This window comes from Acinetobacter sp. LT1 (assembly GCF_059800965.1).
Genome location: NZ_JBBAXE010000007.1, coordinates 1 through 24,211, shown reverse-complemented (window position 1 = coordinate 24,211; position 24,211 = coordinate 1). Strand labels below are relative to the sequence as shown.

Genomic DNA, 24,211 nt, shown 5'->3' with positions numbered 1-24,211 from the left:
TAAATACTATTACAAATTAACTTTAAACAGGAATTTCCTATGGAAGTACACCAGCGTGGCTTGATTACCGGTATTTTAATGGCTGCTTTAGCAATTTCTCCTCTTGCTGAAGCTAAACGTGCAGGTGGTGGTAAAAGCCACGGTATGGCACGTTCGACTACTTCAAGCCAGTCTTATCAACAACCTCGTCAAGTGACTCCAGTTCAACAAACCACTACAGCGCCTCAGAAATCTGGTCCAGGCGTTGGTTCAATGGTTGCAGCTGGTGTGGCTGGTGCTGCCGTAGGTGCTGTTGCAGCAAATGCTTTAGCTGATGACAAACCGACATCAACTGAGCAGCAAGCCACTCAGGCGCAAGCTCAAGAAGAGAAAAAAGGTGGAATCCCAGGTTGGATTTGGGTATTGCTTGCCGCAGCTCTTGCTTTCTTTGTATTCCGTAAATTGGGATCAAAAAAAAAATTAGCAGGTAACAACCCTTACGCACCAAATAGTAACGGTCAAAACCCATTTGGCCGTTCTGCTGCGCCACAAGCAGCTCCACGTAATGCTGGCGATAATACAAATATCTTTGGTCAATCTGTGGGTGGCGGTGCAGCAACGCAAGCACCTTTTGGTGGTGTAACCACGAGCAATGGCAATCAACTTCCAGATGGTAGTGAACCAGCTGCGTTCTTACGTATTGCACGTCAACGTTTTAATCACATCCAATCGATGAATACTGCAAGTAACATTGAAGAAATTCGCCGTTACTTAACACCAGAACTTTATAGTTCTATGTATAACGACATCATGGAAAACCAAGATCAAGACGTTGCTGAATTTAGTAACTTGAATGCGATGGTTGTAGACAGTGCGACTGAAAATGGTCAATACGTAGTAAGTGTACGTTTCACTGGTACAGTAAGTGAAGACCTAAACAGCTTGCCACAACCGTTTACCGAAATCTGGCACTTTGTTAAGCCTGCTGGCTCTCAACAAGACTGGGTTGTTGCAGGTATTCAACAAGCTTAAGCTGAATAAACCCTAAATAAAAAAGCCACAATATTGTGGCTTTTTTATTTGTCAGCTTTTAAGCAATTTCTGCAGGAAAGGTCACTACTTTTTCAATTTTGACCTGATCTGTTGCAACCATGAGTAAACGGTCTATACCTAAAGCGATACCTGAACATTCCGGCATATGAGGCAATGCTGCTAACAGATGCTCATCTAAAGGCATAACATGAAGCCCTTGCTTAGCCCGCTCTGCATTATCTGCTTCAAAGCGTGAACGTAACACGTCTGCATCAAGCAATTCATCGTAGGCATTGGCTAGCTCTAAGCCTTCAATATAAACCTCGAAACGCGCCGCGACCTCTTCCCCATCTTCATCGACTTTCACTTTTGCCAAAGAGGCCATTTCTGGTGGAAAGTCAGTTAAAAAAACTGGAGCATCAAAACCCAAACTTGGTTCAACAAAATGAGAAAACAACAAATCCATGTAAGCTAGACGATCATCGCCCAAATCAAGGTTTAACCCCACACGATTTGCCGTATCTTTGAGTTGTTTCAAAGTTGCCTGCAAAGGGTTGATATCAAGACGATCTTGAAAGGCATGTTTATAACTTAAAATAAACGGACGAACTTCACCAAAACGATGTTGCAAACAGGTTTGCAATAAATCGGCTGTTTCATGCATTAACGCTTTTAAGTCCAGCCCCGGACGGTACCATTCAAGCATGGTAAATTCACTGTTGTGTTTACGCCCGTGTTCATCATCTCGGAACACCTTACAGATTTGATAAATCGGCCCACTACCGCTCGCCAATAAACGCTTCATGGCAAACTCTGGTGAAGTCTGTAAATATTGAGTTTGCAATTTGCCATTAATATGGCGCAAAGCCTGAACCGAAGCTAAATGTACATCGGTGACACCTGCCTGTGAAACGATTGGTGTTTCGACTTCCATGACATCACGTTCCGCAAAAAACTGACGAATTTGGGTATAGAGCTTGGCACGTGCTTTTAAGGCATCAATTGAACAAGTAGGTTGATAGCTTAAACTCATGCCTGTGGCCCCCCATGTGCTGCCCATTCACGGCGCAGCGGATAATTTTTACGTAATAAATCAAATGCTTTTTGCTCTACTTTTCCGTCTTTAATACAAGCACGGATGTTGGCATCATCTTGAGCAATATCATAAATTTGAGATAGTTTTTGCTTTAACACTGCTTTTAAATCATGTCCCGAAAAATAGTCTTCGCATGCAGGTAGCTGAGTTTCAAAACGCTTATTAATGTCGTATCCAAATTTTTGGCAAAACGCTTCATAAATCATTTGTGTACCGCGGGCTTTTCCTTCAAGGCTATAACCAGCAATATGCGGTGTTGCTAAAGCCAACATATTTAAAAGCTCTTCTGATATGACTGGCTCATGCTCAAATACATCAAGCACCACTTTACGCTGGGTACGCTGAATATCTTCCATTAAAGCAGCTTCTTTCACGACTGGACCACGTGCACTATTAATTAAAATTGTGTCAGGTTGAAGCGCTGCGAAAGCTTTTTCATCAAACAAATGATATGTGGGATGTTCACCATTTTTGGTCAGCGGCACATGAATTGAAATTGCGTTGGCTTGTTGCAACAAAGTTTCTAAGCTTACATTTTCAATTGAATCTAACTGTATATATGGGTCAAAGCCAATTACATTCCAACCAAGTAACTGAGCCATGTAGGCCAAGCGCTTACCGACATTGCCAAGGCCAACAATACCCAGGATAAATTTTTCTTGTTGTTCTAAAAGGTTTGCATCTAAATGAAGTAAAGCAGTAATGACATATTCAGCAACCGCTTGCGCATTACAACCAGCCGCATTGGCCCACGTAATTCCTTGTTTTTCTAACGCTGCAATATCTAAATGATCGGTCCCGATTGTGGCACTGCCCACATATTTTAATGCTGTATTTTCAATTAAACCTGCGTTAACCGCAGTAACCGAACGGACTAACAATGCTTGAGCATCTTTTACATCTGCATGGGTTAAAGTACGCCCTGCTTTGTGTTGAATATCGCCAAACTCAGAAAAAAAGTAATCGGTAAACGCCAAATTTTCATCTGCGACGATTTTCATTGTCTGCAACCCATAGCTTATAAAAACGTTATTATCCTTTGAGTTGTAGCAAAGCACAATGTTAAGGGTATAAATTAGTATAGGGTCTCAAGACTCAGTTTAGTTACAACCCACCACCAAAATAAAAGTAAGCCATGACCGCGAGTGTGAGCCAAATTAAAATAATGAGTACGGCAACCAAATAGTTTTTTGGTCGTTTTTCATGTTCATCCAACCATTCTTCAGATTGTTGTTCTGCATCGAAAATGACTTGTTGAGGCGTAAAATGGACTGCTAACCAAATCAGCGTTGGTAAAATGATGGCATCATCAATAAAGCCCAAAATAGGAATAAAATCGGGGATTAAGTCGATGGGGCTAAAAGCATACGCCACAGCCACCACAGCAATAATTTTGGGTAACCACGGCATTTGAGGATGCCTTGAGGCAAACCAAAGCATAATAATTTGTTTCTTTAGACGTTTTGCCCATTCTTTTATTGATTGTAACCAAGACATTTGGACAGACTCTGAACCTTTAGAGTTTTATAATAATCCATAAAACCTATCCTTAGCTTAAAAGCCAAAGAAATGTCAAATGAGCTTTATTTTAGGCACATCATCTTGAACAATATATTTTAAATTTCTGTATATAAAACAAATCTGTCTCCCCTACAAAAACTTGCCAAAGTCAGGCCAGATTGTTTGGCTAATTGAATAGCCATGCTGGTAGGCGCTGAAATTGATGCCAATAGGCTGATGTTTAGCTGAGCACATTTTCGTATCAGTTCATAACTTGCCCGACTGGTCATCACCACAAAACCTAAACTGGTGTCGTAGTTTTGTTGCGCTAAATAACCGAGTAATTTGTCTAGGGCATTATGTCGCCCTACATCTTCAAATAAAGCCACGATTTGACCGTCAACCACCCATGCTGCGGCATGTGCCCCACCCGTTAAAGCGGTAATTTCTTGCTGGGCTTTTAAATGAGAAATGGCACTCGGAATTTGCTCAAGCCAAATTTTTGATGCATGTGTTGTAATTTTGGGAGCATCTAACTGAAACTGTTCTAAACTCTCAATTCCACACAAACCACATCCTGTACGCCCTACCATCATGCGGCGGTGTTCTTTTAAGGCAGCAAATGCTCTCGATGAAATGGTCATTTCCACCGTAATGCCCAACTCATTTTGATGTAGATCAAGCGCATATAGCTCTTTTAAGCTAGTTAAAATTCCTTCCGAGAGACTAAAACCTTTGGCAAATAATTCGACATCTGTTGGTGTCGCCATCATCACCGCATGCGAAATTCCGTTATACACCAAGGCGATTGGGTACTCTTGCACAATATGATCTAAAACATTTTCAGAGTCGGTTTTGTTAAACCGCTGTACTGGTAATGTTTCAACCCCATAAGAATGTGGTGTCAAAATTATTTCCTTTATTTCAAAATGGCGCTTGTTTAGAGCGCCATTTGTTTGGATGACATTTTTTAATATTGCCTTTGATTAAAGGTTACTTACTTTCTTATCAGCGTCTTCAGGCGCAACTGCCGTTGCCAAGTTAAAATGCTCAGGTGCATTTCCGGGATGCAAAATCACAGGAACACTTTTTGAAGCAGGAATCTTGGCATATTTATCGTGACTGCTTAATGCCACCAAAGGATTGGTTTCCGGATAGTAAGCCGCCAAGCTGCCGCGCGGAATGTTGTACGGCACAATACGGAAACTATGCACGATCCGCTTCACACCATCCGAGAAAACACTTTCAATATCAACCCATTGGTTTGCTTCAAAACCAGCTTCATCAATATCAGCTTGGTTCATAAATAACACACGGCGTTGCCCAAAGACCCCACGATAGCGGTCATCTAGACCATATAGAGTGGTGTTGTATTGATCATGAGAACGCGTGGTCATTAAGGTATAAACCTTACTGTCGGTATATGCGGCAGCGTACTGATTTTCTTTATCGGCATAGACCTCACTCAGCGGTGTAATCATAAACTGCGCTTTACCACTTTTTGTATTCCAGATGTGCTGATTGGCCGGATGTTCGAGGTGGAATCCACCTGGTTTATAGACACGTAAATTAAAGTCATGGAACTCATCAAACACATCGGCAATAGAGTCACGGATACGGTCATAACTTTCGATATACCACTTCCACTTAATTTGGCTGTCTGGAAGCACTGCTTCGGCCATTCGGGCGACAATATCTGGTTCAGACAAAATATTTTCAGAAATTGGAGCGTTACGCCCTGCTGACAAATGAATATTACTCATTGAATCTTCGACTGAAATTGCCTGTGGGCCATGAAGCTGCTCATCAATTTCGGTACGCCCTAAACATGGCAAAATAAGTGCATCTTTACCACACACCAAATGGCTACGGTTTAACTTGGTTGCGACATGAACGGTTAAATTACACTTTCTAAGTGCTTCTTGGGTATATGGTGTATCAGGCGTTGCAACTGCAAAGTTCCCACCCAAACCAATAAAGACTTTGACCTCACCTTCTGCCATGGCTTTAATAGTTTCAACGACACCATGCCCATTTTTTCTCGGTGATTTAATTCCAAATACGCGGTCAATGTTGTCGAGTAGTTTAGGGCTAGGCAGTTCATTAATGCCCATGGTGCGGTCGCCTTGCACGTTACTGTGCCCACGAACCGGACAAAGCCCTGCACCCGGTCTGCCAATTTGTCCACGCGCCAACAATAAATTTGCCAGCATATGTACGTTAGCTGTGCCGTGGCGGTGTTGCGTGATACCCATTCCCCAACAGAAAATTGAACGCTCTGATTCTAAAAAGAGTTTGGCGAGTTTTTCTAAATGTTCAGGCGATAACCCTGAGTGTTTATAAATATCTGCCCATTCAGTTCTTTCAATCTCAGCAATCATTTCATCGAAACCAACGGTATTCACCGCAATAAAGTTTCGGTCAAAAACGCTTGGTTTACCTGAGGCAAGTGCTTTTTTATCCCACTCATTTAAGTGCTTTAACATCCCTAACATGAGTGCATAGTCGCCCCCAATTTTAGGTTGGAAATAATAACGACTAATTGGGGTACTACCATTGGTCATCATTTCAAGAGGTGCTTGCGGGTCTTGGAAACGCTCAAGACCTCGCTCTTTAATTGGGTTAATCGCAATAATGTTGCCGCCACGTTTAGATACTTCACGCAAAGTACCTAACATACGTGGATGGTTGGTTCCGGGGTTATGACCAAAACTAAAAATAGCATCGGCTACGTCAAAGTCTTCTAGGGTAACTGTGCCTTTTCCTAAACCAATCGAGTCAAGTAAGCCAACACTTGTGGTTTCATGACACATGTTCGAGCAGTCTGGAAAGTTATTTGTACCAAAGCTTCGCACAAATAATTGATATAAAAATGCTGCTTCGTTACTGGCACGGCCCGAAGTATAAAATGCCGCTTGGTCTGGGTTGTCTAGTGTATGTAAATGTTGAGCAATGAGCTTAAATGCATCGTCCCATGAAATAGGCACATATTTATCGGTTGCAGCATCATAGCGAACTGGGTCTGTTAAGCGGCCCAAGTCTTCTAGAAAAAAGTCACTTTGCTCTGACAGCCAACTGACGGTATGACCTGCGAAATATTCAGGAGTCACTGTTTTACTGGTTGCTTCAAAGGCAACTGCTTTTGCACCATTTTCACAGAAGTTAAAGGCATGAGCATCTTTCTTTTCTGGCCATGCACAGCCGGGACAGTCAAAACCTGTAGGCTGGTTAATGTTGAGTAAGGTAATTGAACCTTTACCTAAAATATCTTGTCGCTTTAAGTTTCGAGCAACACTTAGCAGTGCGCCCCACCCGCCAGCAGGATGAGTATATGGCTCAATTCGCGCAAAACCGTTATTTTCCTGTATGTGCTTTTGTTCTTCTGAATTATCCACTTTGTCATCCTCTTAATTCTTCTTAGGCATTCAACAGATCTAATAGAACCACAATTTAATTATGCTTATATCAAGAATCGCTGCTGTCTAGCTTGGGGGTAGAGTCCGCTTGGTATGTTATTCACCATATTTTAAAAAGCTGGCTCAACTGTTCTTATAATATGTGCCATATTTTTTACAATTACAATCATTCAAGCCAACCACGCTATTTATAGAAAAATATATAAAACAATGAGTTAAAAAGATAGAAACTCCGCCTTTTACAGATCAAAACATTATTAGTTTTCATTCTTAACAGAAGAGAAACTCTTTAAAATTGATGCTTACATGTCTTTATGTATGGTTTTTTGGGACTAAGCAGTATAAAACAATTAAAAATCTATCCACATTAGAGCACTTATGAAGGTTGTGATCGCCCCTGATTCATTTAAAGACAGCTTATCTGCTTTAAACGTAGCTCAGGCCATTGCCAAAGGATGGCAAGAAGTTTTTCCTCATGCAGAAACGATTTTATGCCCTATGGCAGATGGCGGTGAAGGAACCATTGAAGCTGTTTTAGAAGTCTGCGATGGTCAATGGCGTGAAAAAACTGTGGTTGGGCCATTAGGTCAGCCTGTTCAAGCCAAATGGGGATGGTTAGAAAAACAAAAAATCGCCATCATTGAAATGGCTCAAGCCAGCGGCATACAGTTAGTTCCACTGGCTGAGCGTGATGCTTGCCACAGCACAACGTTTGGAACAGGCCAGCTCATTCTGGATGCTTTAGACGCAGGTGCAAAAGACATTATTTTAACTGTGGGCGGTAGTGCGACCAACGATGGCGGCACAGGATTACTGAGTGCTTTAGGTGCTGTTTTGCTCGATGCCAACCAAAAGGTTTTACCCACAGGTGGTCTCGCTCTAAGTAACCTATCAAAAATTGATTTAACACATTTCGACTCACGTATTCAGCACACGCGGTTTTTACTGGCTGCCGATGTGACCAATCCACTTTGCGGTCCAAACGGCGCATCACATATTTTTGGTCCACAAAAAGGGGCTTCTCCTGCTCAAGTACAAATGCTTGATGCAGCGCTTGCTCATTTTGCCGATGTCTCTGCGCAACTTTTAGGTTTCGACAAACGAGAGGAAGCAGGTTCTGGTGCTGCTGGTGGTTTGGGCTTTGCGGCCAAAAGTTATTTAAATGCCGACTTTAAAGCTGGAGTTAAAGTCGTGGCTGAACTGAATCAGCTTGAGCATAAAATTTCTAACGCAGATTGGGTGATTACCGGTGAAGGTAAATTTGACCAGCAAACCTTAAGCGGCAAAACAGTTTTTGGGGTAAGCCAAATTGCTAAAGCACATGACGTTCCGGCCATTGTGATTGCAGGAACTTTAGGCCAAGGCTATCAAGCACTTTATGAGCATGGCGTTACGGCTGCTTTTTCGCTAACTAATGGTCCCATCACATTAGAACAAGCCTGTGAACATGCAGCCAAACTTATTTATGAAAGAACAGTCGATATTGCGAGGTTAATTCAGCTTAGCCAAACCAGTTTGAGAGATAAAAAAGTTTAACCGCCTAACTTTAAAAGACTCTCTTTACAGCTTTCCAATATTTCATCGCTAAGCACAGATTGGTCTGGGCATGCGCGAGACAAGGCAATTGCCCCCACAGATTGAGCAAGAATATTGATGGCTTGCTTTCTCAACTCTTCTGTTTCTAAAGAAACTTGTTTTGCTCGTTCATTCATAATGAACTGAATAAGTTGCTCAATGCCCTCTTCAAATTCGACTTTTACTTCGTCTGGCTGTCTTGCGGCATCACAAGATAGCGCTGTTAAGGTGCAGCCCAAATCTCGGTTGTCTCGATGAGTACGAGACACATAAAGCTGAATAAATTGAGTTAAGTTTAAACCTTCTATTCTTTTTAAAACCTGCTCAAGTCCATGTTTAACGGTAATTGAGACAAGGTCTGTTTTAGAGCTGAAATGTTTATAAAAGCCGCCATGAGTAAAGCCTGCGCTAGACATTAATTCAGCAATGCCGACGCCGTCGTAGCCTTTGCTACGAAACAGTTGAGTCGCCTTATCGACAATTTTTTCTCGGTTTTCTTTTACCTGAGTTTTACTGACTTTCATGTTGGCCTACCCACTTTTATTCACCTATTCGTCACAATTATACATTGATTATGATTGACATCAAAACTTGTATGTTTTAGATTATGAACATCATCTAAAAATCAAAGCGTGGAGACATCACATGTCAGCTCAATCAAAAGTACTTATTACAGGAGCTTCGTCAGGAATTGGTTCTGTCTATGCAGACCGATTTGCTCAACGTGGCCATAACTTAATCTTGGTTGCACGAGACACAAACCGCCTAGATAAAATCTCAAAAGATCTTCAAGAAAAATACGGCGTACAAGTCGAGTTCATTCAAGCCGATCTATCAAACGATCAAGACATTAGTAAAATTGAAGATGTACTCAAAAACGATGCTGATATTGAAATTTTGGTAAATAACGCAGGCATTGCACTAAACGGAACCTTTTTAACTCAAAATATTAAAGATATTGAAAAACTCATTACTTTAAATATGACTGCGGTTGTTCGTTTGTCTCATGCAATTTCGCAATCACTTAGACATAAAGGTCAAGGTGCCATTATTAATTTAGGTTCTGTGCTTGGATTAGCCCCTGAATTAGGTTCTACCATTTATGGCGCAAGTAAATCTTTCATCCAATTTTTTAGCCAAGGCTTATATTTAGAATTAAAAGATCATGGCGTGCATGTTCAAGCCGTATTGCCTTCTGCTACTAAAACCGAAATTTGGGAACGTTCTGGCATCGACTTAAGCCAAGTTCCACCATTAATGGATGTCAATGATTTGGTCGATGCAGCCCTGATTGGCTTTGACCGTAAAGAAACAATCACAATTCCTGTGCTGAAAGACGAAAATCAATGGAATAATTTTGAAAAATCACGTATCACATTACTACCAAACTTTTCTTCGGCTGATGTAGCCCAACGTTATAAAAACTAACGAGTACCGCTACCCAACTCTTAAGTAGGAAAATCTTATGAATGTTATTGATGCCATCCGTAACCGCCGCGCAGTTAAACGCTTCGACCCTGCTTTTCAACTTTCTGACGATAACAAAAAGCAGTTATTACAAGAAGTTTTAGCAAATGCGCCAAGCGCTTTTAACTTACAACATTGGCGTCCAGTCATCATTGAAGATACTGAGTTAAGACAAAAAATTCGCACCATTGCCTGGGATCAACCACAAGTTACAGAATCATCATTACTAATTGTGTTGTGTGCAAAAGTAAATACATGGGAAGTTGATGCTAAGCGTGTGTGGGATGGCGCGACTCCAGAAGTACAAAATATTATGGCGGGCGCAATTGACCAATATTACCGTGACCGTCCACAAACCCAACGTGACGAAGTTATGCGTAGTGCAGGTATTTTTGCTCAAACCTTGATGCTTCTTGCTCAAGAGCATGGTTTAGACAGTTGCCCAATGGATGGTTTTGACTTTGACGCGATGGCGAAGCTCATTAACTTACCTGAAGACCATGTGGTGTGTTTAATGATTGCTGTTGGTAAGTCGGCTTCCGAGCCTTACCCACGCGTGGGCAAACTTCCTTACGACGATGTCATTATTCAAAATACATTCTAAGTTTTTAGTCAGATTTTAGGCCCTCATGCTATTTATAGCATGAGGGCCTAATTGTTAATGACATTCTGTTTTGTAAAATCATTTTGCCTTTTTGGTGTTTAACTTATTGGTTAAACGACGAACTAAAAGAAAAAATAAAGGCACAAAGAAAATAGAAAGTAGAGTTCCCGAAATCATCCCACCAGTTACGGCGATACCAATTTCTTTTCGGCTAACAGCCCCTGCTCCTGTAGATACAGCCAATGGAAGAACACCTGCAACAAAAGCCAGAGATGTCATAATAATTGGCCGTAATCGCTGACCAGCACCTTCAATAATAGCGTCCATTAATGCCTGACCAGCCTCTAACTTGGCTGCCGCAAATTCAACAATCAAAATGGCATTTTTGGCAGAAAGCCCAATGGTGGTAAGCATAGCGACCTGAAAGTAAATATCGTTAACAAAACCTGCCAGACTTGCAGCCACTACAGCCCCAATAAGACCTAAAGGAATCACTAGCATGACAGAGACAGGAATAGACCAACTTTCATAAAGTGCTGCCAAACATAAAAAGATAAAGATGATTGAGGCTAAATATAACCAGATCGTTTGGCCACCCGCTAGTTTCTCTTGATAAGACAACCCACTCCACTGAAGATTAAAACCTTGTTGCTGGTCAACTAACTGCTGCATCTTATCCATAGCCCCACCAGAACTCTCACCTGCTGCCGCAGAGCCTTGTATTTGAACGGCTGAAAGACCGTTAAAGCGTTGCAGCATTTGAGGGCCCATCTGCCATTTCACAGAAGAGAAGCTAGAAAATGGCGTCATCTCACCAGTAGCACCGCGAACATACCATTGCCCAATATCTTGGGGTAAGGAACGATAGATTGCCTCTCCTTGTAAATAAACTCGCTTAACACGTCCCTGATCTATGAAATCGTTAATATAAGATCCGCCCCACGCCAATGACAGCGTATTACTAATATCTGCTTGGGCTAATCCAAGAGCACTGGCTTTTCTTTGATCGATATTGACTTGTAACTGGGCTTTATCTTCTAAGCTATTCAAACGTACTGCAGCTAGGCCAGAATCAGCATTTGCTCCTTTTAACACATCATTTTGTGCTGCGAGTAAAGCATCTCGTCCTTTATTTTCAGCATCTTGCAACCAAAATTCAAAGCCACTAGATTGCCCAAGGCCTCTTACAGCAGCAGGTGAAAGTACCTGAACACGTGCGTTACGTAGTGACTTAAAATGTGCATTTGCACGAGCAATCACAGCTTCGGCTGTATTTTCACTACCTTCTCGGTCATCCCAATGTTTGAGTCCGGCAAATGCCATTCCCACATTTTGCCCACTGCCTGCGTTATTTCTACCCATCACCATGAAAATCACATTGAGATTATTCTTTTCTTTCGTCAAAAAGTAGTCTGCAATCTGGTTGCCAACCCGCTCTGTTTCAGCTAGTGTCGTGCCTACAGGCGTACTAAATTGAACCATAACCGAGCCTTGGTCTTCTTGGGGTAAAAAACCTGTATTCATACGCGTATATTGCCAACCTAACAAAGCTGTAATACCTACGAATATGACCATAAAGACTTTGGGTTTACCTAAAACAGCAACTAGCTTTGTGCGGTAGCCTGACTGCCCTTGTTCGACTTTACGATTGAACCAAGTAAAGAATTTTCTCTGCTTATGTTTTTCATTTGCAGGTTTGAGTAATGTTGCACATAGCGCAGGTGAAAGTGTTAAAGCAACAATTGCAGAAAGTACCATAGCCGATACGAGCGTTACCGAGAACTGGCGATAGATAATCCCGACAGAACCACCAAAAAATGCCATAGGTAAAAATACCGCTGCGAGTACCATGGCAATACCCACGAGCGCACCTGATATCTCCTGCATTGAAATTAGGGTGGCTTGCCGAGCATCAAGATTTTGCTCATGCATAACCCGCTCGACATTTTCTACAACGACAATCGCGTCATCAACCAGTAAACCAATTGCGAGTACCATCGCAAACAAAGTCAGTGTATTAATGCTATAGCCAAGTACGCTCAACACACCAAATGTACCTAACAATACGACCGGAACTGCAATTGCCGGAATTAAAGTCGCACGCCAGCTCTGCAAAAATAAGAACATGACAATAATGACGAGAACAATCGCTTCAGCTAAAGTTTTAATCACCCCATTTACCGAAGCTTCTACAAATGGCGTACTGTCGCGTGGGTATGCAACTTTTAAACCCGCTGGCATAGAGGCAGTTAACCGTGTGACTTCTGCTTTAACTCGTTCAGCCGTTTCTAATGCATTGGCACCAGATGCAAGCTGAATAGACATACCTGAAGCTGACTTTCCATTCAGACGTGTAGAAGTCTGATAACTCTCTGCACCACGCTCGACTCGGGCAACATCTTTAAGTAATACAACCGCACCATTTGTTTGTGTGCGCAAAATAATATTTTCAAATTGGCTCACGGTTTGTAACCGAGATAATGCTGTTACTGTTGCATTTAGAGCCTGCCCATCACGCGTGGGTAATGCGCCCAACTCTCCCGCTGTAATTTGAGTGTTTTGTGCTTCAATTGCAGTTCTGACATCTGATGGCATTAATCCATAACTGTTTAATTTATGAGGATCAAGCCAGATACACATTGCATATTGAGCACCAAATACAGTGATTTCACCCACTCCATCGACCCGACTTAATGGGTCTTGAAGTGTACTCACCATATAGTCAGATATGTCGACAGAAGATCTAGTCCCACTTTCATCGTAAAGCGCAAAGACCAGTAAACTATCGCCTTGTGACTTTGTCACAGTAATCCCTTGCTGCTGAACCTCTTGAGGCAATCGACTCAGTGCCTGATTCACAGCATTTTGCACCTGCACCTGAGCAGTGTCAGGATTGGTATTCTGATCAAAACTAAGACTTATCCGTGCTTGACCCGCCGAACTACTACTCGATGAAAAATAAAGTAGACCATCAATCCCTTTAATTTGTTGCTCCAAAATCTGGGTAACACTGTCTTCAACAGTTTTGGCAGATGCTCCCGGATAGTTTGCAGTAACATTTACACCCGGTGGTGCAATGTCAGGATATTGCTCAATGGGTAACGTTAAAATCGAAATCGTCCCCAATGCCATAATACAAATAGAGAAGACCCAAGCAAAAATAGGTCGTGCAATAAAAAAACTCGACAACATACGCAATCCTCAACTCATTGGGGTAGATTCAATCGTCATGCCGGCACTTAAGCCTTGCAGACCCTCAACAATGACTTGATCTCCTGCTTTCAAGCCAGAGGTCACTAACCAACGATTATCAATTGCATCGCCTAGAGTAATTTTTCGTTGCTCGGCTTTATTATGTTTTCCAACAATCCAAACAAGTGGATTTCCTTCTGCGTCTCGGAACAGCGCACCTTGAGGAATTAAGACGCTGTTAGGACGTGTTCCCGTTCCAAGTTCTGCCCGCACATACAGGCCGGGCAATAACGCATTATTGGGATTGGGAAATGCTGCACGTAAGGTGACACTTCCTGTCGCCTCATCTACAGCAACATCACTAAACTTAAAAGTCCCCTGTTCTGCATAGACAGTGCCATTCTCAAGCTTCAAACGTACTGAAAGTTCAGTCGGTTTTATTCCATTTTCAGTAAGCTGTTTACGCAGTGCCATGTATTCATCACTCGATTGAGTCAAATCGACATACATGGGGTCCAGTTTTTGAATCGTTGCTAAAGGATCTGTTTGAGCAGAGGTGACTAAAGCCCCACGTGTAATAGATGAACGCCCTATTCGTCCTGAAATTGGTGCACTAACTTGTGTATAACGTAAATTGGTTCGTGCTGTTTTCAGTACAGCTTCATTTACGGCAACAGTCGCTTTCGCTTGCTCATATGCACTTTGAGCATTATCAAACTCTTGTTGACTCACCCCATTTACTTTAATTAATTCTTTATAACGCTCGGCTTGAAGGCGAGTCGAATTTACAGTGGCTTTTGCTAATGCAAGATTACCAGCGGCCTCGTCAACGCTATCCCGATAGAGTGATGAATCAATTTTATAAAGTGGCTGCCCTTTGTTTACTTGTGTGCCTTCTTTAAATAATTGCTCTATTACTACTCCATTGACTTGTGGACGGACCTGAGAAATTTCAGAGGCCACCGTTCTACCAGCCAATTGATAGGTAGATTCGATCGTCTCTGGTTTTATAGTGATCGTACCCACCTGCTGAATATTTTTAGGGGCAGGCTGATCAGAATCACATCCATTTAAAAAAACAAATAAAGGCAATAAATATATAAACTTACGGTAATTAAAACTTAGATCAAGCATATCTGGGACCCCAGACTTATAGACAATTTATTTACTTTACTGTAAAGTAAATAAATAAGATGTGCAAGAAAACCGATATGTTTAAAAAATCTCCAGGTCGTCCCTCTCGAATTCGCCCTACTATCATTGCTGCAGCACGCGAACTATTTCTTGAGCATGGATTAGAAGTCCGTTTAGAGGCTGTTGCCACGAAAGCCGGTACAAATCGACAAACTTTATATAACCACTTCCCGACCAAGACAGCGTTACTCATTGAAGTCTTTGATCATTTAAAAGCAGAAATGGAAGCACCTTTCATTGAGCAGCATGAATTGAAAGATAAGCGTCTAGATCAGTTACTGTTAGAAATTGGGCAGTCTGTACAAAATCATTTTTATCATATTGACGTCATTCGCCTGCAAAGATTGCTGATTATTGCCTTAGTTGAAATGAAAGAAATTCTTCCTAAAATTCAGCAACGTACTCAAGGTAATATTAAAAGGTCCTTAATCGATATTCTTGCAACTGCACACAATGCTGGCATAGTCAAAATTGATCAGCCAGAGGAAGCAACAAAGGCTTTCCTCGGTGCGGTGATGGGATATGCATATCCAGCTACGTTGATTAGTGGAAATATTCCAACTCCAGAAGAACTACAGCGGTTAAACCAAGAAGTTTGCCAAACCTTTTTAAAAGCATGGCAATATAAAGAATAGCCCCACAACAAAAGCCCTTATGACAAAAAGGGCTTTTTAAATTAGGCATTTAAACATCGTATCAATTATTAATGGCTTGAAGAAACATCTAGCAAACTCATTTAAGCAGATTTAGCAGGAATATTCTTGCTTTACTCACTTTATTTAAACTGCTTCAAAAAACATTCTAATATCATCTCTCTATCCCCTACTTGACCCGAGCTTAAAAGCTGAATAATAGTCCCCTCAATCATATATAAAAATAATTTGGCGTCCTGAAAGGAAACATCTTTTTTTAGTTTTATTAACTGACTATAGATTTCATTAAGCAACCATGTTCTATATCTCATTGCGGTTATATAGGCTTTTGGATAGGTCAGTTTGGTCTCAAAAATTGCTTTAAATAATAGATAGTAAAGCCCCTCCAAATCGGTATGTAAGACATAAAGTTTCTTAAGTTTATCCATCACACTTGTTTGACTGGTGTACTCAACCATTGAAACTACTTTTTCTTTTAAACGTTCTTTTTGCACGATCATGCAAATTTCAATGAACCGTTCTTTAGAGTGAAAATAATGATAAAAAGTCGCTTTTGGAATTTGAGATTCTTTCACAATTCTATCGACTCCAACTGTATAAAATCCGTGGTTGTGAAACAGATTAATTGATTTATTTACGACTTGTATGGCACGTGGGGAGATCACTAAATTTGGCATAGTTTTACCGTTATAAAAATTCTTGTTGTATGTAAACGAGATACTTTTTTGGGAGAAAAAAAGGCATAGCAAAGCCGTTAAGACTGTGCGTGGCACATCTCAAGTTTTATTGTTGATTAAGTTTTTGGTCGCGACGAATTAAAGCCAGAAAGCGCTAATCGCTATCAAGCTGCTTATAGATTTAAGTCGTGTCGATATAGACTTTGGCAAAGGCTGCCAAGAAATAATGGATGTGCAAAGCCAACTCCTTTTTATTGGGAGTTCCGCCAGACATTTATAGAATTATGGTGGCAGAACGAGAAAGGGTTCGCAGACTAGTAATAACTCAAACTAGCACACCCGTAGGTGTCCCTCTCCCGTCCTACCGCTACGGGAAAGGAACGAGTTGCTACCACATATGAGTATTCCTCAGAAGGAATGGCTCTGATGCGGGAGTTATTATGCGGTCTGCGACGACCGACTGGCAATGTAGGCCAGCAGGCAAAGAATAGTGCTCAACCCTTTTGCAGTCAAGCACACAAAATGACATTTGTTTTAAAATAGATCATTAAAAAGTAAGGATAAATAATAAGATGATTATTGTTAAATGGGGGTTTATAAAGGCATAAAAACAGAAAAATTAGTAAACAACTATTTGTTATGTTTACACGACTATTCAGTGTAAGGAAAATGATAGATCTTCATTTGAATTAAATTTAAAAGTTATTACACAAACACTGATAATTATAAAAACACTATCCTCTAGACGAGATAGAATTTAAAAAAATGATTTTTACATAAGGCATGGGATGAACAGACAGAAAATTGGTGTAGATCTTGGAGGTACTAAATTATTAATATTATGTGATGAAATTGAGGAGATATTTAGTACAGGAATTTCATTCACCCCAGAAGAATTAATATCACACCTACAATCTTTTATTTTAAAACATGGAATTAAACCCGAACGTATAAGCCTAGCAGTGCCGGGTCTAGTTAACGAATATGGGCACATTGTTAATTGTGATGTCCTCCCTGCATTTATAGGTTGGCAAGGAAATGAAGCATTAAAATTATTATGTAGTAAAACAATTATCTTAAATGATGTAAAAGCTGCCATGCATGCGGAACTAAATGATTCCTCGTCTCATCTCGCAAGCGGCATTATTATGATTGGTACGGGTATTGGGGCTGCATTCATAATAAATGGAAAACCCTTACTGGGAGCTAGTGGTTGGGCTGGTGAGCTAGGTTACTTACCAGTAAAAAGTAATGAAGGAATTAAGCGTCTAGATGAAGTTGCAAGTGGCTCAGCAATTACAAAGCAATGTGCACTCAGTCCATCTAATCTAGCATTAATGGCTAACAATGGAGATCAAACAACTTTAACTGTTATAAAAGAGGCAGGTACTGCTTTCGGTCTTGGAATAGCAACTGTTATTAATCTTTTAAATCCATCGCAATTAGTAATAGGAGGAGGAACAATAGAATTACCCGGTTATTTAGACGCGGCTTTAAAGTCTGCTAAAGAAAACTGCCTTCCTGAGCTTTGGCAAGATTGCGACATATCAAAAGTAAAAGCGGGAAGAAAAGTAGCCGCTTTAGGTGCTATACGTGCAATTGAACAATAAAATAATATGAGTATCTTTCTGATCCGGCATGCTGAGAGTGAAGCCAATATTAATGGAAAAACCCTTTCGCATGCTTTGATTACTTTAAGTGAACATAGGCATAAACAAGCTCAAGCACTCTGTTCACAACTACCTAAAAGCACTAACTGAAAATTATGTCCAAAAGAATTTGGCTATGTTTAGCCACGGACAGTTTTTACAACTTTTGATGATGCAAATAAAGCAACCTAAGCCGTTATCCAAAGAGTTGATGCGGCAATTTAGATTCAACTTGATAAATCAGCCGATTAGAAATACTCAGATTTTTACTTATTGAACTGATAAATTTCGTATAAGCTGTATTGTAGATTTTAGGAAATAATTTAAAAATAAATAAAACAAAAGCCAAGCCCCATCACCGAGACTTAGCTTTTAAAAATAATTTTAAATTAAAAATTACTTATTTGATGTCTGCAAATTCAGAAACAGGCTTGTTCACTTCAACTTTTGTGCCACCGAATTTTTCGCTCACAAACTTTTGAACTTTAGGTAAGTGGTAAAGTTCGCCAAGTTTTGTATAGATCGGGTCGTTTTTGTTCGCTTCAGCAACACCCAACAAATTCACATAAAGCTTTGTAGACTGGTCAATAGGCTCACGGAAGATAGAATCTTTCATTACATTGAGGCCACCCTCAAGTGCCAATGTATTACCCAACACAATTGCGTCTACATCGTTTTTAACACGAACTGCTGTAGTCATTTGAATTGGTTTTAATTGTAAGTTTTTAGGGTTTTCAACGACGTCATTGGTCGTCCCTTTTACAGGATCAAAGTCTGGTTTGAGTTTAATCAGTTTAGCAGACTGTAATAATGTTAAAGCACGCGCTTCGTTAGCAGTGTCGTTTGGAATCGCGATAGTCGCGCCTTGTGGGAACTCTTCAACAGATTTAACTTTATTTGCATAAATACCCATTGGCTCTAGATAAGTTGTCGCAACAGCAGCAACTTTAGCTGTATTTGAAGAGTTATAAGCTGCCAAATAGTTAAATGACTGGAACGCATTTACGTCTTGTTCGCCACTTGCTACAGATGTATTCAATACAACATAGTCAGTCAGGTTAGTCACTTCGAGTTTAATGCCCGCTTGAGCAGTTTCAGGAAGCGTTGCAACGTATTTCCATACGTCAGTGTCTGAACCTGTTGAAACCAATTTAATAGTTCGAACTGACTCAGTTTTGTCTTTAGCTGATGCTGTATTTTCAGTTTTTGCAGGTTCTTTATTACATGCAGTCAGTGTTAGAACAGATGCGCTGAACAGAACACTAAATAATTTTTTCATAGATACATCCTAAAATAGGAAACGCCTATCTTTCAAAAGAGTCAGGCATTGCCAACCAATGGGTCAAAATACAATTTTGGGGCGGAAATAATTTCCTGATATCGGGTTTAGAAAACTGAATTCAGCATCATTCCTTCCTTGAACTTGCTCGCTGAACAATAGAATTATGTTTTGAAACAGTTTCTAAATATTGGCTCATCATATATCAATAAATGAATATTCTACAAATAACTTGTTCGATTCTGATATATAGAAGCTTAATTGGTAAGATATTGAAAATAAAAAATATATTATATAAATATAGTAATTTTGATTAAAATATATACTTGTTTGATTTATATGAAATTTTCAGGATTTATTAGCAGTATTTAAGCTAAATCTTACTGTAATGTAGACACTAGGTATAAAAAAAAAGCCCTTGTCATTAACAAGGGCTTTTTAAGAATCTGGCGGAAGCGGTGTTAGTCAAATTAAACAACCAAACCACTGATAAACATACAAAAAATAATTTAATTTTAGTTTTTTACTGTTATTTTTACTACAATAAAATTTCAACCAATCATTTGTTTATATTTCATTCACCTGACACTATTCTTGCTTAGTAAGCTAATGATTGTAAATTACAAATCATCTTAAACTACCCATTCTAAGACAGTTCATGTAATTTTACCTCAATTAAGAGTTCATTCGAGAATATATTCAATTAGAAGATTTTATATTCCCCGCCCCACGTAGTGGTGAAATGCTTTCCGACATGCCATTGACTACACTAATCAAGCGTATGCATGAACAAGAACTAAAAAATGGCTTAGGCTATATTGATCCAAAACAGAATCGTATAATTACCACACATGGCTTTCGGTCTACTTTTCGTGACTGGTCTGCGGAAAAAACTAATTATGCGCGTGAAGTCTGTGAACATGTATTAGCGCACAAACTACCAGATAAAGTTGAAGCTTCTTACTTGCGTGGAGATTATCTAGATAAACGTAAAGAATTAATGGCAGATTGGGCAGAGCACTGCTCTACGCTTACAGAGTGATGTAACACATAAACCTTGTATTTCGCCTAACCAAATAATAATCTTACCCTTTATATTTATCATAGAGCCAACATGTCAATACAAACTATAAGCAGTACCATAACAAGGTTAAATAAGGAGTTAGCAGATATTACTCATCGAATGAGCTTAGAGCAGAAAAAGGGAGCTGATATAATTTCTAAAATTTTACAAATTCAAAATTCTATCGGGAAGACAACTAGCCCCTCTACATTAAAAACAAAGTTATCAGAAATTAGTAGGAAAGAACAAGAAAACGCTCGTATACAATCAAAACTTTCAGACTTACAAAAGAAAAAGATTGATATTGATAATAAGCTGCTGAAAGAAAAGCAGAACCTTATAAAAGAAGAAATACTGGAAAGAAAAAAATTAGAGGTCCTGACTAAAAAACAGCAGAAAGACGAAATTGAACATCAAAAGAAGCTGAAACGTGAAATTGATGCTATTAAAGCTTCTACCCAATATATTACTGATGTTTCAATATCATCTTACAACAATACAATACCTGAGACGGAACCAGAATATGATTTGTTTATTTCACACGCTTCAGAAGATAAAGAAGATTTTGTCAGACCGCTTGCAGAGACATTACAGCAACTTGGAGTAAACGTTTGGTACGATGAATTCACGTTAAAAGTTGGGGACAGTTTACGTCAAAAAATTGATAGTGGTCTCCGAAACTCTAAATACGGTACCGTTGTTCTTTCAACTGACTTTATTAAGAAAGACTGGACCAACTATGAACTTGATGGCTTAGTAGCTCGAGAAATGAATGGCCATAAAATGATTTTACCGATTTGGCACAAAATTACTAAAAATGACGTTTTAGATTATAGTCCGAATTTAGCCGATAAAGTCGCCTTAAATACTTCTGTAAATAGTATTGAGGAAATTGCCCATCAATTAGCTGATGTTATCTTAAATCGATAAGCGCCTTCTAAAAATTAAAATTTTGACTGAGATTTACAAATAACCTAATTCTCAGTCAACTTTTGAACACCCTACAATTTAGACACTTTACAATCAATAATTTAATTATAACTAAAACAATTTTTTTTGTGATGAGTAATACTGAATTCACAAATATTGATGTATATTGAAACAATAAAACCAAATAATTTATATAAAATCAAAAACTTAAAAAATTCTTCTTTAGCCATTTCCGCCCTTTAATATTTCTTTTGATATAAGAAATCGATTCTTCATATTTGTATCCAAGCCAAATTAATGTTATATATTTAACAAATAAGTTGAGTATACAACATGAAAATATCTTTACTCATATCCTCTTTGCCTACACAGAACACATCTACACGTATGAGAGTATGGCGTTCTCTTAAAGCAAGTGGAGCCGCAATCCTTAGAGATGGTGTGTATTTACTTCCCATTTCTCATAGCGAGAAATTTGATCCTATTGCAAGTGACGTTATTTCAGAGCAAGGCTCTGCGTATGTATTCCATGCGGAGCAGCCTTTAAACCTTGAATTAGCTCCTTTCTTCAGTCGAAAAGAAGAATACGATGTCCTCTATAAACAACTCTCTGAGTTAAGAGATCGTCAATCTAAAGATGAAAAGAAAGAGCTGCTCAAGCAAATCCGTAAATTAAGAAAAAGTATCGATGCACTCGTAGAAATTGACTATTACCCCGATGAGACTCAAGCACAGGTACTAAATGAACTTTCTGCTTTAGAGCTTTCAATAGCTCGACTTGGTGAAGTGAATGAGCCTCAAGCAATACAAGCACATATTCAACTTCTAGATAAAAATAGTTATCAAAACAAAATATGGGCAACTCGTAAGAGACCTTGGATTGATCGTCTAGCCTCTGCATGGCTAATCAAGACTTTTATTGATTCAACTCCTACATTTATTTGGTTAGAAACACCAAGTGAATGTCCAGAAGAAGCTTTAGGATTCGATTTTGATGGTGCAGCTTTCAGTCATATCAATCACTGGGTTACCTTCGAAGTTCTTTTACATAGTTTTAATTTAGAAACACCTGCTTTGAAAAAAATTGCAGAGATTGTCCACTATCTTGATATTGGCGGGATTGAGCCACCCGAAGCTTCAGGCATAGAAACCGTCTTTGCAGGAATACATGAAAACATTACAGATGATGACCAATTATTAGTCGCATCAAATGCAATCTTTAATGGCCTATTGTCTAGCTTTAATAAAAATAGCTCTGTACTGAATGATTAAACGCATCAAATACTTTTTAAATTTCAAAAATTTAGGTGAAATAGCAATGAATACAAATGAAGATTCCACTGCTTTAGCTGAAAGCATTCCCCCACATGAACTTCATGGTGTTTCATTTCGTGAAGCTTTTTGGGTATGGCTTAAAGTAGCTGCGCTTAGCTTTGGTGGACCTGCGGGGCAAATCGCAGTAATGCATAAAATTTTAGTTGAAGAGAAACAATGGATTAGTGAAACGCGTTTTTTACATGCCTTAAATTACTGTACACTTGTTCCTGGTCCTGAAGCACATAAGTTGGCTGTATACATAGGTTGGTTATTACACCGAACACGTGGCGGACTCGTTGCGGGTACTCTCTTTATTTTACCGGGTCTACTTGCATTAGGAATACTAAGCTGGATTTATGCAAGTTATGGTCAGATTAGTATTGTTCAAGCATTATTCTTTGGATTAAAAGCAGCCGTACTTGCAGTAGTTCTTGAAGCTGTCATGCGTGTAGGTCGTCGAGCCTTAAAAAACAAGGTGATGGTCATTGTCGCTATCTTGTCATTTATCGGCATCTTTATCTTTGCTTTGCCTTTTCCATTTATTATTTTAGTTGCTGCGCTTATCGGTTACATCGGAAATAAAAGTGGAAGTAAAGCATTTAACGCCTCCTCATCTCATTCTGACGCTAATAGCTCTAATGCTTCATTAGCAGCTATTGATGCTGCTTTTGCTAAGCAGATCCCAGAGCATGTACAACCTTCCCATACAAGAGCTCTAAAAATTACTCTCATTGGTTTGGTCTTATGGCTCGGCCCACTTATAGCTTTTATTACTTTAATGGGCAAAGATAATGTTTATACGCATATCGCTCTATTCTTCAGCAAAATGTCCGTACTTACGTTTGGTGGTGCTTATGCAATTTTATCTTATGTTGCACAGCAAGCCGTCGAAAACTTCCATTGGCTTAAACCTAGTGAAATGCTGATCGGACTTGGTATGGCTGAAACCACCCCTGGCCCCCTGATTAGTGTAGTTCAGTTTGTAGGCTTTATGGCAGCGTATCGAGACCCAGGATCATTGAATCCTGCCTTGGCTGGTACTCTTGGAGGTATATTAGCGAAATGGGTAACATTTGTACCCTCTTTTCTATTCATTTTTATTGGTGCTCCATATATTGAAGCATTAAGAAATAATAAGGCTTTAAATGCCATACTTTCGACAATTACAGCAGCTGTTGTTGGAGTGATCCTTAATCTATCAGTGTGGTTTGCATTACATACATTATTTGCTGAAGTTAATGTAATTCATAAATATGGAATGGTTTTACAAGTTCCAGTTTTATCCAGCATTAACCCATGGTCACTAATGTTATCAATCATAGCTATGCTTGCTTTATTCCGTTTCAAACTTGGAATGATGACTACTTTAGCTGGTTGCTGCGCTATAGGAATTATTCTTCACTTTTTCGGGATAAGCGGCTAATCACTTATAACTATATAAAAATGTTTTAGTTGGACTTATTTGTCCAACTAAAACAGAGGTGGTCCCACATGTTTGAACAACTAAAAGCTTATTTATAAGTGATACTCTGCTCTAGTTAAGCTACCTTATTTTGTTGTGGTAGCTGGTCATAGTAAAACTCATCTG

Annotated in this window: 20 protein-coding genes and 1 pseudogene; 11 read left to right on the top strand and 10 right to left on the bottom strand. The window is 39.5% G+C overall.

From position 1 onward, the window contains the following. The first annotated feature begins 39 nt into the window (after nucleotides 1-39). The gene (locus tag WBW42_RS08465) at nucleotides 40-1,011 is read left to right on the top strand and encodes a Tim44 domain-containing protein (RefSeq protein ID WP_002118912.1); all 972 of its coding nucleotides are present in this window, start codon (nucleotides 40-42) and stop codon (nucleotides 1,009-1,011) included. A gap of 58 nt (nucleotides 1,012-1,069) precedes the next feature. On the opposite strand, the gene epmA is transcribed toward WBW42_RS08465, so the two are convergent. The 5 genes from epmA to WBW42_RS08440 form a co-directional block, all read right to left on the bottom strand. Next, entirely contained in the window at nucleotides 1,070-2,044 is a 975-nt protein-coding gene (gene epmA / locus WBW42_RS08460; RefSeq protein WP_032057630.1) for an EF-P lysine aminoacylase EpmA, read from the bottom strand. After that, complete coding sequence (locus WBW42_RS08455) at nucleotides 2,041-3,108, bottom strand: 4-phosphoerythronate dehydrogenase (protein WP_032057632.1); 1,068 nt, start codon at nucleotides 3,106-3,108, stop codon at nucleotides 2,041-2,043. Before WBW42_RS08455 ends, epmA begins: the two co-directional genes overlap by 4 nt. A gap of 103 nt (nucleotides 3,109-3,211) precedes the next feature. Continuing rightward, nucleotides 3,212-3,604, bottom strand: a complete 393-nt coding sequence (locus WBW42_RS08450) for a YkvA family protein (protein WP_032057633.1) — start codon at nucleotides 3,602-3,604, stop codon at nucleotides 3,212-3,214. Between the two features lie 119 nt (nucleotides 3,605-3,723). Continuing rightward, nucleotides 3,724-4,515: a formate dehydrogenase accessory sulfurtransferase FdhD gene (gene fdhD / locus WBW42_RS08445; RefSeq protein WP_032057634.1), complete on the bottom strand. Its 792-nt coding sequence runs from the start codon at nucleotides 4,513-4,515 to the stop codon at nucleotides 3,724-3,726. Nucleotides 4,516-4,593: 78 nt separating this feature from the next. Next, complete coding sequence (locus WBW42_RS08440; protein ID WP_032057636.1) at nucleotides 4,594-7,002, bottom strand: FdhF/YdeP family oxidoreductase; 2,409 nt, start codon at nucleotides 7,000-7,002, stop codon at nucleotides 4,594-4,596. Between the two features lie 399 nt (nucleotides 7,003-7,401). Between WBW42_RS08440 and WBW42_RS08435 the strand changes: the two genes are divergently transcribed. After that, complete coding sequence (locus tag WBW42_RS08435) at nucleotides 7,402-8,559, top strand: glycerate kinase (RefSeq protein ID WP_032057638.1); 1,158 nt, start codon at nucleotides 7,402-7,404, stop codon at nucleotides 8,557-8,559. Here the strand turns inward: WBW42_RS08435 and WBW42_RS08430 are convergent. After that, nucleotides 8,556-9,122 carry a TetR/AcrR family transcriptional regulator gene (locus tag WBW42_RS08430; RefSeq protein ID WP_032057639.1) on the bottom strand — a complete coding sequence of 189 codons (567 nt, stop codon included), beginning with the start codon at nucleotides 9,120-9,122 and terminating at the stop codon, nucleotides 8,556-8,558. The genes WBW42_RS08435 and WBW42_RS08430 overlap by 4 nt on opposite strands. 121 nt (nucleotides 9,123-9,243) lie before the next feature. Between WBW42_RS08430 and WBW42_RS08425 the strand changes: the two genes are divergently transcribed. Then, entirely contained in the window at nucleotides 9,244-10,026 is a 783-nt protein-coding gene (locus WBW42_RS08425) for an SDR family NAD(P)-dependent oxidoreductase (protein WP_032057641.1), read from the top strand. A gap of 37 nt (nucleotides 10,027-10,063) precedes the next feature. Further along, nucleotides 10,064-10,669 carry a nitroreductase family protein gene (locus WBW42_RS08420; protein ID WP_032057642.1) on the top strand — a complete coding sequence of 202 codons (606 nt, stop codon included), beginning with the start codon at nucleotides 10,064-10,066 and terminating at the stop codon, nucleotides 10,667-10,669. 78 nt (nucleotides 10,670-10,747) lie between these two features. Here WBW42_RS08420 and adeE read toward each other — a convergent pair whose 3' ends face one another. Further along, complete coding sequence (gene adeE, locus WBW42_RS08415) at nucleotides 10,748-13,861, bottom strand: multidrug efflux RND transporter permease subunit AdeE (protein WP_032057644.1); 3,114 nt, start codon at nucleotides 13,859-13,861, stop codon at nucleotides 10,748-10,750. Nucleotides 13,862-13,870: 9 nt separating this feature from the next. Next, complete coding sequence (gene adeD / locus WBW42_RS08410; protein WP_032057646.1) at nucleotides 13,871-14,995, bottom strand: multidrug efflux RND transporter periplasmic adaptor subunit AdeD; 1,125 nt, start codon at nucleotides 14,993-14,995, stop codon at nucleotides 13,871-13,873. Between the two features lie 77 nt (nucleotides 14,996-15,072). On the opposite strand from adeD, the gene WBW42_RS08405 reads away from it, so the two are divergent. Further along, nucleotides 15,073-15,690: a TetR/AcrR family transcriptional regulator gene (locus WBW42_RS08405; RefSeq protein ID WP_032057647.1), complete on the top strand. Its 618-nt coding sequence runs from the start codon at nucleotides 15,073-15,075 to the stop codon at nucleotides 15,688-15,690. A 140-nt stretch (nucleotides 15,691-15,830) separates the two neighbouring features. Here the strand turns inward: WBW42_RS08405 and WBW42_RS08400 are convergent, their stop codons facing one another. Continuing rightward, nucleotides 15,831-16,385, bottom strand: a complete 555-nt coding sequence (locus WBW42_RS08400) for a TetR/AcrR family transcriptional regulator (protein ID WP_032057648.1) — start codon at nucleotides 16,383-16,385, stop codon at nucleotides 15,831-15,833. Between the two features lie 788 nt (nucleotides 16,386-17,173). Here WBW42_RS08400 and WBW42_RS08395 point away from each other — a divergent pair. Further along, nucleotides 17,174-17,995: an ROK family protein gene (locus WBW42_RS08395; RefSeq protein ID WP_032057650.1), complete on the top strand. Its 822-nt coding sequence runs from the start codon at nucleotides 17,174-17,176 to the stop codon at nucleotides 17,993-17,995. A 6-nt stretch (nucleotides 17,996-18,001) separates the two neighbouring features. Further along, a complete protein-coding gene (locus WBW42_RS08390) occupies nucleotides 18,002-18,145 on the top strand; it encodes a phosphoglycerate mutase family protein (RefSeq protein ID WP_080777163.1) in 144 nt (47 codons plus the stop codon). Between the two features lie 289 nt (nucleotides 18,146-18,434). Here the strand turns inward: WBW42_RS08390 and WBW42_RS08385 are convergent, their stop codons facing one another. Beyond that, the gene (locus WBW42_RS08385) at nucleotides 18,435-19,313 is read right to left on the bottom strand and encodes a MetQ/NlpA family ABC transporter substrate-binding protein (protein ID WP_002118503.1); all 879 of its coding nucleotides are present in this window, start codon (nucleotides 19,311-19,313) and stop codon (nucleotides 18,435-18,437) included. A 685-nt stretch (nucleotides 19,314-19,998) separates the two neighbouring features. On the opposite strand from WBW42_RS08385, the pseudogene WBW42_RS08380 reads away from it, so the two are divergent. From WBW42_RS08380 to chrA, 4 genes and pseudogenes are all read left to right on the top strand, one after another. Further along, nucleotides 19,999-20,355 (top strand): annotated as a pseudogene (locus WBW42_RS08380) (tyrosine-type recombinase/integrase); the annotation flags it as partial. A gap of 72 nt (nucleotides 20,356-20,427) precedes the next feature. Continuing rightward, nucleotides 20,428-21,306, top strand: coding sequence for a TIR domain-containing protein (locus tag WBW42_RS08375; RefSeq protein WP_000027438.1), 879 nt, complete (start codon nucleotides 20,428-20,430; stop codon nucleotides 21,304-21,306). 333 nt (nucleotides 21,307-21,639) lie between these two features. Next, complete coding sequence (locus WBW42_RS08370) at nucleotides 21,640-22,578, top strand: chromate resistance protein ChrB domain-containing protein (protein WP_002065076.1); 939 nt, start codon at nucleotides 21,640-21,642, stop codon at nucleotides 22,576-22,578. Between the two features lie 46 nt (nucleotides 22,579-22,624). Continuing rightward, the gene (chrA, locus tag WBW42_RS08365) at nucleotides 22,625-24,046 is read left to right on the top strand and encodes a chromate efflux transporter (protein ID WP_002040866.1); all 1,422 of its coding nucleotides are present in this window, start codon (nucleotides 22,625-22,627) and stop codon (nucleotides 24,044-24,046) included. The last annotated feature ends 165 nt before the right edge of the window (nucleotides 24,047-24,211 follow it).

What these genes read in the sequence shown, in the direction of transcription:
- WBW42_RS08465 (WP_002118912.1), top strand. Translation starts at nt 40, where the DNA reads ATGGAAGTACACCAGCGTGGCTTGATTACCGGTATTTTAATGGCTGCT.
- epmA (WP_032057630.1), bottom strand. Translation starts at nt 2,044, where the DNA reads ATGAGTTTAAGCTATCAACCTACTTGTTCAATTGATGCCTTAAAAGCA.
- WBW42_RS08455 (WP_032057632.1), bottom strand. Translation starts at nt 3,108, where the DNA reads ATGAAAATCGTCGCAGATGAAAATTTGGCGTTTACCGATTACTTTTTT.
- WBW42_RS08450 (WP_032057633.1), bottom strand. Translation starts at nt 3,604, where the DNA reads ATGTCTTGGTTACAATCAATAAAAGAATGGGCAAAACGTCTAAAGAAA.
- WBW42_RS08435 (WP_032057638.1), top strand. Translation starts at nt 7,402, where the DNA reads ATGAAGGTTGTGATCGCCCCTGATTCATTTAAAGACAGCTTATCTGCT.
- WBW42_RS08430 (WP_032057639.1), bottom strand. Translation starts at nt 9,122, where the DNA reads ATGAAAGTCAGTAAAACTCAGGTAAAAGAAAACCGAGAAAAAATTGTC.
- WBW42_RS08425 (WP_032057641.1), top strand. Translation starts at nt 9,244, where the DNA reads ATGTCAGCTCAATCAAAAGTACTTATTACAGGAGCTTCGTCAGGAATT.
- WBW42_RS08420 (WP_032057642.1), top strand. Translation starts at nt 10,064, where the DNA reads ATGAATGTTATTGATGCCATCCGTAACCGCCGCGCAGTTAAACGCTTC.
- adeE (WP_032057644.1), bottom strand. Translation starts at nt 13,861, where the DNA reads ATGTTGTCGAGTTTTTTTATTGCACGACCTATTTTTGCTTGGGTCTTC.
- adeD (WP_032057646.1), bottom strand. Translation starts at nt 14,995, where the DNA reads ATGCTTGATCTAAGTTTTAATTACCGTAAGTTTATATATTTATTGCCT.
- WBW42_RS08405 (WP_032057647.1), top strand. Translation starts at nt 15,073, where the DNA reads ATGTTTAAAAAATCTCCAGGTCGTCCCTCTCGAATTCGCCCTACTATC.
- WBW42_RS08400 (WP_032057648.1), bottom strand. Translation starts at nt 16,385, where the DNA reads ATGCCAAATTTAGTGATCTCCCCACGTGCCATACAAGTCGTAAATAAA.
- WBW42_RS08395 (WP_032057650.1), top strand. Translation starts at nt 17,174, where the DNA reads ATGAACAGACAGAAAATTGGTGTAGATCTTGGAGGTACTAAATTATTA.
- WBW42_RS08390 (WP_080777163.1), top strand. Translation starts at nt 18,002, where the DNA reads ATGAGTATCTTTCTGATCCGGCATGCTGAGAGTGAAGCCAATATTAAT.
- WBW42_RS08385 (WP_002118503.1), bottom strand. Translation starts at nt 19,313, where the DNA reads ATGAAAAAATTATTTAGTGTTCTGTTCAGCGCATCTGTTCTAACACTG.
- WBW42_RS08375 (WP_000027438.1), top strand. Translation starts at nt 20,428, where the DNA reads ATGTCAATACAAACTATAAGCAGTACCATAACAAGGTTAAATAAGGAG.
- WBW42_RS08370 (WP_002065076.1), top strand. Translation starts at nt 21,640, where the DNA reads ATGAAAATATCTTTACTCATATCCTCTTTGCCTACACAGAACACATCT.
- chrA (WP_002040866.1), top strand. Translation starts at nt 22,625, where the DNA reads ATGAATACAAATGAAGATTCCACTGCTTTAGCTGAAAGCATTCCCCCA.